We start from the raw sequence: 12,041 nt of genomic DNA on the forward strand, positions 1-12,041 counted from the left end.
CGCCGGCTCCGCCGGAAGTCCTCCGAATATTCGCTCAGGCCCTGACGGCCGGATAAGGACTTCTCAGCACGCCGAAGTACGCCTCGGGGATCCCTTCCAGGTGCGCCGGCAGTTCGTCCATGAAGGCGCGCAGCAGCGGGGTCGCGTTGTGCCGGTCGAGGTCCTCCCGCGAACGCCAGATCTCGTACAGGAAGAACCGGCCGTCCTCCTGCTCGTGGAGGTGGCACTGAAGGCTGCCCTCGTGTCCTCGGGACGGTTCGACGAGGTCCATCAGCAACCGCCGGAGCTCGTCGGCGTGTCCGGGTTTGGGGGTCAGGAATCCATAGAGGGAAACGGGGACTTGCGCCGTCGATGTCGTCGTCATGCGCCCAACGCTAAGATCTCCGTCTTCCGCCGCTGCCCGGCCTGCGAGGAGCGGAACGTCGTCCGAGACGACGACTACCACTGCGCCTTCTGTGACACGGAGCTTCCCGCCACCTGGAATGTCGACCCACGAGCCTGACCGGGCCAGGCCGCACTCGACCGCTCGTGCCTACGGCTGAGCGGAAGTCTCGGCGAAGCGACACAGGAGCGCGGCGAACCGCCAGAAAGCGCGGCCGGAGAGCCGCTTCGACCGAGCATTCGGTACGGGCTCCCGTCAGCCCGTCGTCCAGGGCCCGAGCTTGTCGGGGTTGCGTACCGCCCAGATGTGCTTGATCCGGTCGTCGGCGATCTCGAACGCGAACACCGTCACGGTGACGCCGTCCTGCTGGACGACCAGACCGGGCTGACCGTTGACCGTGCGCTCCAGGAACGTCACGTTGTCGGGTGTCCTGACCGCGAGGTCGATGACGTAGCGCGCGATCCGCTCACTGCCTTCGACCGGGTGGAGCACGGCGGCGGCGAGGCCGCCGCCGTCGGCGATCACCGTGGCGTCGGGGTCGAGAAGGCCGATGAGGCCCTCCAGGTCCTTGGCCTCCCACGCCTGTTTGAAATCCCTGACGATCCCGGCCTGCCGGCTCGCGGGGGTCGCGGGAGTCTGCGCCGTGCGAATGCGACGACGGGCCGAGGAGGCCAGCTGGCGGCATGCCGCCGGCGTACGGCCGACGACGTCGGCCACTTCGGCAAAGGAGTAGCGGAAGACGTCGTGCAGGACGAACGCGACACGCTCGGCCGGCGTCATCGACTCGAGCACGACGAGAAAGGCCATGCTGACCGACTCGTCGAGGGTGACCCGGTCCGCCGGATCTCCCGTGGCGTCCGACCGTCCATTGATCCACTCGGTGGGTTCGGGCAGCGGCTCGGGAACCCATTCGCCCACGTAGCGCTCCCGCCTGGCGCGTGCCGAGCCGAGCAGGTCCAGGCAGATGCGACCGGCGACCTTCGTCAACCAGGCACCGGGGGACTCGATGGCCTGCTGTTGCTGCGGCGACATGGCGTACCAGCGGGTGTACGTCTCTTGTACGACGTCCTCGGCGTCGGCCAGGGAGCCGAGCAGGCGGTACGCGAGATTGATCAGCTGACGCCGCTCGCTCATGATCGCGTTCAGGCCCGGATCGAGCCGACCGTGTCCCGGCTCGGACTGGGTGCTCATGGTGTCGTCGACTCCCTTGGTCGCTTCGTCTTCACCGGTTCGACGAGACAACGCACCGAAGTGTGAGGTCGGCGTGGCCATCCGCCCCGGCCGTTCGCCGGGGGCGGGCCGGCCTGCCGATCCGCCGGACCAGGGACGCGCGAGCGCGTCTTGCAGGCTCGGCGATCCGACCACCGATGCCAGGGCATCGCGCAGATCGTGCGCCGCCGCCCGCGATGGGTGTCAGCGGTTCACCACCGGCCGCCTGCCGGATCGGCTGCGGCCAAGGGCTCGGCAAACCCTGGCGCAGTCTGTGACGAACCAGGGCAAAGCGCGGCTGGCCGGAGCGCTTCACCGAGCATTCGGTACGCCCACCGAAGCCCGGCAGCCCCGCCCTGGCTGCGGCTTCGCGCGATCCGTTCGGAAGGCCCGCTATCGCCTGATCGGACCGGGCTAAGAGTTCCGGACAAGATGGTCTTGAGCGCGGCCTGTGGAAGTGGACCGAACGGAGCGATCGTTCGCGCACAGCGTGATCACCGCGGCAATGGCGATGGCCGCTGAGATGATCGCCGTTGTCACAGGCCAGCCGAACCGTTCGACGGCCGTGGCGCCGAATGCCGTCCCGAGGCTTCCGCCGACGAAGTAGACGAACATGTAGGCGCTGTTGAACCGCGCGGGTGCCGCCGGGTCGATCGCGAGGATGGTGCTTTGATTCGCGACTTGCGCGGCGAACAGTCCCGCGTCGAATAGCGCCAGACAGGCCAAGGCCGCGGCAGCACTCGGAAGGACGAACCCGACGATCGCCGCCGCGGCTCCGGCGATCACCAGACCTACGAGGATCACGCGGCGCGCGCCCACACGATCGGTGCACATGCCCGAAACCCGGGTGGCGAGAATGCCGAGGAGGCCGGCAAGCGCGTACATGCCGATACGCTCTGCCGAGTACGAGTAGGGGGGCTTCGAGAGCGCCACCGCCAGCCCGGCCCACAGCGCACAGAACGCGAAGAACCACAGGGCACCGCGGGCAGCGGCCAACCGCAACGCGGCGTACCGGACGAACAGGCCCGGAATCGACCTCAGCGTGGCGAGATAACCACGCTCGGCTCCTCCCCGGGTGCCCGGGACCACCAGCAGCAAGCCCACCGCGACGGCCGCACAGGCCGCGGCGAACACCATGAGCATGCCACGCCAGCCGATCACCTCGGCGAGCCAGCCGCCGACGATCCGGCCGAGGAGGATCCCCGCCGATATCCCGGCCGTCACGATCCCCAGCGTCGCCGCTCGCCGATGCGGGGACGCGAGCCGGCCGACCACCGAACTGAGGCCCGCGCCAACTGCCGAGCAGGCCCCGGTCACGCCGATCGCCGCGCCCAACGCCCATACGTCGCCGACGACAGCACTCGAGAACAGGGCGGCCGCCAGGACGCCGACCTGCGCCGACAGCACCCGCCCCGGAGGAAATCGGTCGACCAGCGGGACGAGCAGACCGAGTCCGACCATGTATCCCAGCGGCCCGCACGCAAGCGCTACCCCGACCGCAGCGAGCGAGGCGTTCAACGAGTTCGCCACATCGGAGATCGCCGGCTGCAACGGGTAGATCGTCGCTGTCCCGAGCGCAGCCGCAAGCGCCATGAACCAGACGACAGGACCAGGCAATCGGCGGTGCTGATCGACATCGGCAACATCAGTTTTCACGCGCCAACCGTACGAAGCGTCGGTGCCACGATGCTGGCAGGAAACAGACATTGACGTCACCACGGATGAGGCGGTGCCGAGCCTGCACCACGCGCTCGCGCGTCCCCCTGGGTGATGACCGCCGGCGCCGTCGCCCGCGATGGGCGTCAGCGGTTCACCGCCGGCCAGGTGCACCTGCTCCACCGGATCGTCGCGCGTCAGGCCGAAATCCCCCGAACGGGAGGGACCGGACCCGCCTGCGAGGGGTGCATTTCCTGGAGTGTCTACTGGGAGAAGATGTTTCTACTCCCAGTAGACGGCGCAGAAAGACCAGAGGCGCCCCGGCGGACGACGATCCTGCATCGAGCGGCCGCCGGTGGTCCGGCCGCATCCGGTGATTCGACTGCCGGATCAGCCGCAGGCCAAAGGCTCGGCGAAGCTCTGGCGCAGATGTGGCGAACCAGGGCAGAGCGCGGCCGGTCGGAGCGCTTCGCCGAGGATTCGGTACGCCCACCGAAGGCCAACAGCGCTCGACCCGGCTACAACTTGGCGCGATCCGTCCGAAACCCCTATCGCCCGCTGAGGCCAGGACGCACGACGGCGACCTGGACGCACTCGCCGCCCTGCTCGCCGCTGTGGCTGCTCGTCCGCCACACGGCGGCTACCTGCACGCACGTGCCGCCTTGATCCGCGCTGTAGCTGCTCGTCCGCCACGATGGCTTAGGTGAATAGGAGGTTGTCATAGCTCTGACAATAGCCCGGCGATCAGCTTTTGAGACTCCCGCTCAGAGAGCGCGGCGGCTCTGAGTTGATCGAAGGCCGCACCGTAGGCTTGGATATCTGATTCATCTTCGCGATAGGACATCACGGTCAAGGAGTCGACCGTGACGATCCGCAGGTCGCCGCGATCTCCGATGTCCAAGATCTCGGACGCCCCGGACACTCCTCGGTGTGTACCTGTGGTGAAGGGTATGACCTGAATTCTTACTTCCGGCAGATCCGAAGCATCGATTAGATGCTTCAGTTGGGTGCGCATGATCTTTGGCCCGCCGATCTGCCGCCGCAGCGCCGCTTCGTCAATGATCGTCCACAGCTCAGGGGTGTCTGGTCTGTGTAGCAGTTCCTGGCGGAGCATGCGCACGGCGACGAGTCGGTGGATGCGCTCGGGGTCGTCGGCGAACTGTCCTTTCTCCATGAGCGCGCGGGCGTACGCCTCGGTTTGAAGCAGCCCGGGGACCAGGATCAGTTCGAACAGTCCGATGAAGGTGGCGTCGGCTTCTAGCCCGATGAAGTCCATCATCTCGGGGGAGAGGTCGGTGGCGTAGCGCTGCCACCAGCCCTTCTTGCGGCCGTTGCGGCACCAGCCGAAGAGGCGGTCCCGTACGGCGGGGTCGGTGACGGCGTACTTGCCGAGGATGTACTCCAGGTCCCGTACCGGAACGTGGTGCAGGCCCTTCTCGATGCGGCTCAGCGAGGAGGGCGAGCGCATCAGGACGCGGGCCGCCTCATCTAAGGTGAGGCAGAGAACGGCCGGGGCATCGTCATCGTGACCGCGCTCGCCGCCGAATGGGGCGTCGAGGCCGAACGCGACGGCACCACGACCTGGTTCCGCCTGCACGGCTGAGCTCGACCGGCACGCCAGGGTTCCCCGCGCCTGATCGCTACCCTGGAAGCAGCCCGCGCCCCTCGCGCGCCATCTTCCGCGCGCCACTTCTCCTACGGCCGCGCGCCTCTCCCCATCTCGCCGCAGTGCACCACCGGCGAACTCCCGCTCATCCCGAGCGTGTTCCGCATTCCCCGTACCGAGGAGGATCTCGCATGTCCGTTCAGCCGCAGAGCCGGTTCGTCGTGGTCACCGGAGGGCCCGGGGCCGGGAAGACGACGCTGATCGAGCAACTGCGCCGCGAGCGGTTCGCGTGCGCTCCGGAGGGCGGTCGCGCCATCATCCAGGACCAGGTGGCCATCGGCGGTGCGGCGCTGCCCTGGCGGGACCCCGGACTGTTCGCCGAGCTCATGCTCGCTTGGGACCTGCGCTCGTACCGGCATGCGACGGAGTACGGGGCGGCCGGGAGCGCGCCGGTCTTCTTCGATCGCGGGGTCGTCGACGTCATCGGGTATCTCCGGCTCATGCGGCTGCCCGTACCCCCGCATCTGCACGCCGCCGCGCAGCGGTTCCGGTACGACCGCCGGGTGTTCGTCGCCCCGCACTGGCCCGAGATCTACCGGCGGGACGACGACCGTCGGCAGACTCCCGAGGAGGCGGAGCGGACCTTCCACGCCTGCGTCGCGGCCTACACCGACTATGGCTATGAACCGGTCCTCCTTCCTCGCACCGCGGTGACGGAACGAGCGCGCTTTGTTCTCGACGCCCTCGGGCACGCCGCGCAAAAGACTCGGTGAACGCGGCTGGGTGTTGCTAAAGCACACGCTTATCTCCAGCCAAGCATCGGTGAAAATTTCGCCTTATAACGAAATATGGGTTGATTCGGGGCGTGATGCGAGGTCGAGTGGAGTGTGGATAGGCACCGCATACCGTCTACCGGTCAAGTCCTGAGTGTGTGCCAACCGCATGTCCATCGATCGAACAAAGGGGTGTGTTCCATGAGAATTCCCAAGCGGATTGCTATCGCCATCTCAGGAGCGGCCTTCGCCGGAGCGACAACCCTGTTCCTGGGAACCGCCGTCCAGGCCGGCGCGCAGGTCGCCATCGCACCTCACAATGGCATCGCCGTCGCGCCTCAGCACACCGCCGCCGGTCATATCTCCACCCAGATCCGAACCGACGACGATGACTGGGGCGACGAGGGCTACTCCTGCGGCTAGTCAGCAAAGTCGACAACAGCAGCGAGGGAACGGCACGGCCGACCAGCGGTGCCGTTCCCTGCGCCGGGGGTCCCGTCCAACGAGCGGGGTTGCGTCCGGCGACGCGTTCCTCGACTCAGCCGACCGCGGAAACGTAGAGGTCGATCAACCGATTCTGTCATAAGACGTTGCCTCGCTTTGACTCACGTAGTGGACGAAAAGGTGTATATGTGAGCATATCGCGCGGACAGGGCCGGGTCGCCGATGTAATGGCTCAGTGATCGGCGGAAGTGAAGATCTCCCTTGGCGCAGCGACATCGTGGGTCGGCGATGAAGATCGGAGTCACGCAGCCGGGCGAGCGGAGGTGTCACGGGAGCGATATGAAGATCCAGGTACTCCAGGGGAGGGGCGGCGAGTATCGGCTGTCACCGAACGTCGTGTTGCTACGACTTCCCGACGGAACAGGCCAACTACTAGATCTTGATGGACAGTTCTACGCGCTCTCCAGCACGGCCGTCGAGATGCTGCACGATGTCCTTGATGGCGGCACCGCCTCGGCGGCCGAAAAGTCCGCGGTCACTTACTCGACGCCTCTCTCGGTAATCCGTAGAGACCTTGACTCGTTCTTGCGCGATCTGACAGGTAGAGGACTCATCTGCCCGCTCGATGAGATCTCTGAAGCATCGGGTCGACGATCGGCGATACTGTCTCGAGTCGTGCTGATCTTGTTGCGGTTGGTGCAGGCCAGAACGCGCTCGGTCAATAGGCGCATGGCGGCTTTGATGACCCTTTCCTATGTCTCCGTCCGGATACTCGGTTGGTCGCAAGCGGTTGCAACATGGCAGGCCTGCCGTCGGCAGAATTCGGCACCTACTGGAGCCGCCTGTTCAGATCGCCGACGACTGGCGGACTTCATCAGGGAGACGACTCGTCGGCTCAGAGCCCGCCATCCGCTGCCCCTCGACTGCAAAGACCAGGCTTTGTGCTCTTGGGCGCTCCTCCGCGACCAAGGGCTGCGGCCGACGCTGGTGGTGGGGGTGGCGTACCCGGTGGCTTTCCACTGTTGGTGCGAATTGGATGGCTTCATCGTCAGCGATGACGAGTATATCTGCCGGCAGCATACACCTGTCGCACGCTACACATAACGACGAAGGGGGCCTGGTTGATGGCGCCGGGATTTACGGTTATTCGCCGATCAGGAAAGCTCCAGGTTCAGATTGCAATCGTTCGTTCGGGGCAACCGTCGGGCCTGACGTCGTGGATCCGTAGGGGCGGCGACATTGCAGCGCTCATGGGTTCGCTCTATTACAAACAGGACCTTATGTCAAGACTCAAGTCGCTGTCGCCGGCGCTGTATGAGAACGATGCGGACCTCGCGCTCACCGCCTATCAAGATATGGGTGTATCGGCGCTGGACCTACTGGAGGGAGACTTCGCACTTGTTATTTGGGATGCGAAGAGCCGACGTTTGATCGGAAGTCGTGACCCGATGGGCGGATATCCTCTGTTCTGGATGAACAGACCGGATCGGCAATTGTTCTCCACGGAAATGAGTGCTCTGGCGGCCGAGCAAGAGCCGCGGCGCCTCAACTATGAATACTTCGCCGAGTTCCTGATGGCAATGCTGCCTCATGAGGAGGAACCGAGGGAAGAATGCGCGTACGCAGGGATCGCGCGAGTACTTCCAGGAACAGCCGTGATCCTGGGACTCCCAGGAGCGGAGGTCGAGCGGCGCAAGTGCTTCGATTGGGTATCGAGCATTGTAGATCCAGGTTCAAATGTTCCGGCGGAGATCGCTGAGCAATACAGGTCTATGCTCACTGCGGCGACTCGGGAGCGGATCCATGGACGCACGATGGCTGATCTGTCTGGAGGGATGGACTCCACCTCGATTTCTTTGCTTGCCCGGGATCTGATTCGCTCCGGAGTCGGTGAGTATCCTCTGCATACTCTATCTCTGATATATGAGAAGCTACCCCTTCTCTCCAAAGAGCAACTATATATCGATACGATTCTTCGCGGCGAAGGGAATATGTGTGCCCATAAGATCGCGGCGGACGGCCTCCTTTTCTTCGACCCCTTCGAAAATCCTCCGCTCTATGATGAGCCTTATACGGGGTTGTGGGGTGATTCGATATCCCGATGCACTGTCGATGCTGCCGCCCAAGAAGGTTGTCTGACCTTGCTTACGGGCATGGGATCTGACGAGGTGCACGTCCTTCAGCCGTACTATCTGGCGGACTTGCTGCGTAGCGGAAAGTTGCTGGAGACGTGGAGACAGGTTCACATTTGGGCGCAGACATGCAACCGCGGCCCGTGGGCTGTCGTGCAGCAATATGGCATTGAACCGATTGCGTCGGCCTGGCGAATACCCCTATTCCATCGTCGCAACGAGAGGCGACTCGGTCGGCAGACGGACGCCACGATTCCGCCATGGGTCAGGCCAGAATTCGCGCGTCGCCACGACTTGCGTGAACGAACAATGGTGCAGCTCCAACGTAGGTACCGGCGGTGTTCTCGGACGGCTCTGTCTTTGGCCATTGATATGGTCGAGCAACGAGCTGGCGACGCACTTCGATGGGAGGTGGCGGCGCCTCTGGGAATTGCACGTTCTCACCCCTTCCTCGATCCGAGATTGCTCGCTTTCGGATTGGGGATACAGGCCCGAATGCGGCCAGAGCCGGGAGAAAGGAAACCAGTCCTCGCTGCTGCGATGGAGGGTCTGCTCCCCGAAATCATCCGCAAGAGGAAAGTCGCTAAGGTTGGCTTTGGCGAGGTGTACTTCTTGGGATTGACGCGTAACGAACCAACCCTTCAGAAGCTGATCCGCCATGCCCCTGGCGATATTTGGGAGATGTTCGATCAGGACGTTCTCTCCAGTGTGCTCAAACAAGCTGGAGTGGCGGCAGTGACTTCACGACAGTTGCAACGCCTCGATATCACGCTTTCATTGATCGGCTGGCTGAGTATTGAGAGGACGCACCCCCTCTCGTCTCGCAGGTCTCAAAGCGTGAATGTCATTGACATTGCTGAATCCAGAGATGCAAGCTAATGGCGCGGTAAACTATGTGTCATATGGCGAACAAATATTCCGGTCGTCATGTATGGCGAGCGACTTTGCGCGTACAATGAGAAAGAGAAGGGCGATAAATATCTGACGCGGGAGGAAATAATGAGAAACGTTGAGTATCAACCTCCATGGATCCTGCCCATTGGAACGGCGGCGCAGCTGATAGCAGGGTGGACCGGTTCCGACAAGGAGAGTTCCGGCCAGGGCAATTACAAGTACGACCCCTGCTTCGGATGAGCTGCTCAGATCGTAATCCAAGAACAGGTTGGAAGGGGTTGTGATTCACGAGCTGATCGCAACCCCTTCCCCGTGGCGCGGCCCGGTGGGGTGTGTGCCTGATTGAGGGTCGACGTGAATGAATGATCACTCGGCCGCTTGGCGGGCGCTGCTCGATTATGTGCGGCCGCACCGCCTCGCCCTTCTTGCAGGCGGTGTGCTGAGTGTCCTGAGCGGGGCGGCCGGCCTTGCGCTCCCACTGGTCACGCGGAGGCTCATCGACGAACTCTCGCATCGTCGAGCCCTGACGGCGACGTTGTTGCTCATGACCGTCCTGGTGATGGTGAGCTCCGTGATCGGAGCCCTCGCCGACTACGTGCTGCGGCGGACCTCGGCGTCGGTGGTGCTGTCCGCGCGCGGGCGGGTGGTGTCCTGCCTGCTTCGGCTACGGGTCGGCGCGGTGGATCACTCCGAACCGGGCGATCTGATGTCCCGGGTCACCTCCGACACGACACTGCTGCGCGAGGTCACGACCACGTCTCTCATCGGCTCGGTCACGGGTGGCCTCACCGCGCTCGCCACGCTTTTCCTGATGGCACTGCTGGATCCGGTGCTCCTCGCCGTCACCTTGACCGTGATCGCGCTGACGTGGTCGGTGATCAGTGCGGTACTGCCACGGATAAGGCACGCCACTCGCGAGATACAACGGTCTGTCGGACTGATGGGGGCGGCCTTGGAACGGACGCTCGGCGCCTTCCGAACCGTCAAGGCGGCCGGTGCCGAGCAGGCTGAAGGTCAACGCATCCACGCCGCCGCGGTCCAGGCCTGGCAGGGCAGCTTGCGTGCCGCCAAATGGCAGGCTCTCGCCGGCAGCGCAGCGAGGCCCTCGTCAGAGATCGCCTTCCTGACGGTGCTCGGCGTAGGCGGAGCACGGGTGGCTTCCAATGCCATCGATGTCGGCACTCTGATCGCATTCCTGCTGTATGTGTCCTACCTGCTGCCGGCGGCACAGCAGTTGGTGGCCGCGGTCACCGGCTACCAGATCGGTGTCGGGGCGGTCGCTCGCATCCGCGAGGTCGAACAGCTACCCCGCGAACCCGCCGGCTCGTCGGTGGAACCTCGTCAGGAGCGTGGCCGCGACGATCGGCTCGGCCGCAGGTCCGGCGACGGGAGCGCAGGCCCCGCCCCGGCTGCGGTGGCGTTCGAAGGTGTGCACTTCCGCTACCGGCCGGACGCACCGAAGGCGCACCACGATGTCACTTTCGCGATTCCGGCGTTGGGCACGACCGCCATCGTCGGCCCGTCCGGGGCCGGCAAGACCACCATCTTCTCCCTCCTCGAACGGTTCTACGAGGCCGATTCCGGCCGGGTCCTCCTCGACGGCATCGACGTCACCGCCTGGCCGATCGCCCGCCTCCGTGCCCTCATCGGCTACGTCGAGCAGGAGACGCCCGTGCTGTCGGGAACCCTGCGTGACAACCTGCTCCTCGGAGCCCCGCTCGCCGGGGACGATGCATTGCGCGACATTCTGCATGCCACCCGCCTCAACGAACTGATCGAGCGCCTCCCTCTCGGACTCGACACCGAGGTAGGGCCCCACGGCGTCGAACTGTCCGGAGGACAACGCCAGCGAGTGGCCATCGCCCGGGCCCTGCTGCGCCGTCCGAGGCTGCTCCTTCTCGACGAAGTGACATCACAACTCGACGCGGTCAACGAGGCCGCGCTGCGCGATACCGTCGCCGAGGCCGCCCGCAGCATCACCGTGCTGATCATCGCGCACCGGCTGTCCACTGTCGCGCTGGCCGACCGCATCATCGTCATGAACGCCGGCCGGATAGAGGCGATCGGCAGTCACGCCGACCTTCTCGCCACCAATTCCCTGTACGCCGAACTGGCCGCCACTCAGTACGCCGCCTACGGCGTACAGAAGGCTCGGTGACCGCGCCCTCGGAGTAGCCCGGTCGCACGGCGGCCGACGGGCTCGGGTAGTCCTGCGGCATGGCGGCGGTGTCGTTGTTCGTGGTCATGTCAGACCCACTTCGTCTTCGTCCGGTCCGCGAGGTGGCCCGGAGCAACGGCCCGGGCGCTACGGGGCGGGCGACTCGTTCGGCGGTCGCCAGCCGTGGGCGAGGACGTCGAAGATCGTCTCGACGGCGGCTCGGCGGTCCTGCCGGCCGCGCGCGAGAGCCGGGACCTCGAGGACGAATCGCGCGAGAGTCGCGCATGCGAGGTCGTCGTGGTCGACGCCGAGTTCGTCGGCGATGGCTGCGCCGAGGGCGTCGGTGTGCCGAGTCCACATGCGTTCGGCGTACGCGCGTAGCGCCGGCGTGGAGTCCACCAAGTTGATGAACTCGGCCCGCTGCGGATGCGCTGCGATCGGCAGCCAGGTGTCGAGGACGTGCTGCCGGAGGGCGTTGAGGATGCTCTGGCCGGCGGTTCGCTGCCGGACTGCGGCGATCAGTTCCGACTCCCGGGCCTCGGCCTGGTCGAACACCAGGGCCTCCTTGCCGGTGAAGTGCTTGAACACCGTGGCGGGCGACACGTCGGCGGCGTCGGCGATGTCACGGATGCTCACCCGCTCGTAGCCGCGCTCCAGGAAGAGCCGCAGCGCCGCGTCGGCGATCGCTTGCCGGGTGGCCGCCTTCTTACGTTCACGGCGGCCGACAGGAGGCATGGTCATGAGTTGAGTCTATCCACTAGTTGTATCGAAAGATAAGTTAACTCGT

General features: G+C 65.0%; 11 protein-coding genes. 5 read left to right on the forward strand and 6 right to left on the reverse strand.

Annotated features, from left to right (window positions below; genetic code table 11):
* Positions 1–34: 34 nt before the first annotated feature.
* From AB0K82_RS03825 to AB0K82_RS03845, 5 genes are all read right to left on the reverse strand, one after another.
* Positions 35–364 carry a putative quinol monooxygenase gene (locus AB0K82_RS03825; protein WP_364392363.1) on the reverse strand — a complete coding sequence of 110 codons (330 nt, stop codon included), beginning with the start codon at positions 362–364 and terminating at the stop codon, positions 35–37.
* Between the two features lie 273 nt (positions 365–637).
* Entirely contained in the window at positions 638–1,573 is a 936-nt protein-coding gene (gene sigJ / locus AB0K82_RS03830) for an RNA polymerase sigma factor SigJ (protein ID WP_364392365.1), read from the reverse strand.
* Between the two features lie 432 nt (positions 1,574–2,005).
* Positions 2,006–3,247, reverse strand: a complete 1,242-nt coding sequence (locus AB0K82_RS03835) for an MFS transporter (RefSeq protein WP_364392368.1) — start codon at positions 3,245–3,247, stop codon at positions 2,006–2,008.
* Between the two features lie 548 nt (positions 3,248–3,795).
* A complete protein-coding gene (locus AB0K82_RS03840; RefSeq protein ID WP_364392370.1) occupies positions 3,796–3,969 on the reverse strand; it encodes a DUF397 domain-containing protein in 174 nt (57 codons plus the stop codon).
* The gene (locus AB0K82_RS03845; protein WP_364392372.1) at positions 3,966–4,844 is read right to left on the reverse strand and encodes a helix-turn-helix transcriptional regulator; all 879 of its coding nucleotides are present in this window, start codon (positions 4,842–4,844) and stop codon (positions 3,966–3,968) included. The genes AB0K82_RS03840 and AB0K82_RS03845 overlap by 4 nt, the downstream gene beginning before the upstream one ends.
* A gap of 200 nt (positions 4,845–5,044) precedes the next feature.
* Between AB0K82_RS03845 and AB0K82_RS03850 the strand changes: the two genes are divergently transcribed.
* The 5 genes from AB0K82_RS03850 (at position 5,045) to AB0K82_RS03870 (ending at position 11,254) form a co-directional block, all read left to right on the forward strand.
* Positions 5,045–5,626, forward strand: a complete 582-nt coding sequence (locus AB0K82_RS03850; RefSeq protein WP_364392375.1) for an AAA family ATPase — start codon at positions 5,045–5,047, stop codon at positions 5,624–5,626.
* A 201-nt stretch (positions 5,627–5,827) separates the two neighbouring features.
* The gene (locus tag AB0K82_RS03855; protein ID WP_364392378.1) at positions 5,828–6,049 is read left to right on the forward strand and encodes a hypothetical protein; all 222 of its coding nucleotides are present in this window, start codon (positions 5,828–5,830) and stop codon (positions 6,047–6,049) included.
* A 309-nt stretch (positions 6,050–6,358) separates the two neighbouring features.
* On the forward strand, positions 6,359–7,174 hold the full coding sequence (locus AB0K82_RS03860) for a lasso peptide biosynthesis B2 protein (RefSeq protein WP_364392380.1): 816 nt from the start codon (positions 6,359–6,361) through the stop codon (positions 7,172–7,174).
* 20 nt (positions 7,175–7,194) lie between these two features.
* On the forward strand, positions 7,195–9,081 hold the full coding sequence (locus tag AB0K82_RS03865) for an asparagine synthase-related protein (RefSeq protein ID WP_364392383.1): 1,887 nt from the start codon (positions 7,195–7,197) through the stop codon (positions 9,079–9,081).
* A 373-nt stretch (positions 9,082–9,454) separates the two neighbouring features.
* Entirely contained in the window at positions 9,455–11,254 is a 1,800-nt protein-coding gene (locus AB0K82_RS03870; protein WP_364392385.1) for an ABC transporter ATP-binding protein, read from the forward strand.
* A gap of 147 nt (positions 11,255–11,401) precedes the next feature.
* Here AB0K82_RS03870 and AB0K82_RS03875 read toward each other — a convergent pair whose 3' ends face one another.
* Positions 11,402–11,995: a helix-turn-helix domain-containing protein gene (locus tag AB0K82_RS03875; protein ID WP_364392387.1), complete on the reverse strand. Its 594-nt coding sequence runs from the start codon at positions 11,993–11,995 to the stop codon at positions 11,402–11,404.
* Positions 11,996–12,041: the final 46 nt, after the last annotated feature.

The organism is Actinoallomurus sp. NPDC052274 (genome assembly GCF_040679475.1).
Classification (GTDB): Bacteria; Actinomycetota; Actinomycetes; order Streptosporangiales; family Streptosporangiaceae; genus Actinoallomurus; species Actinoallomurus liliacearum.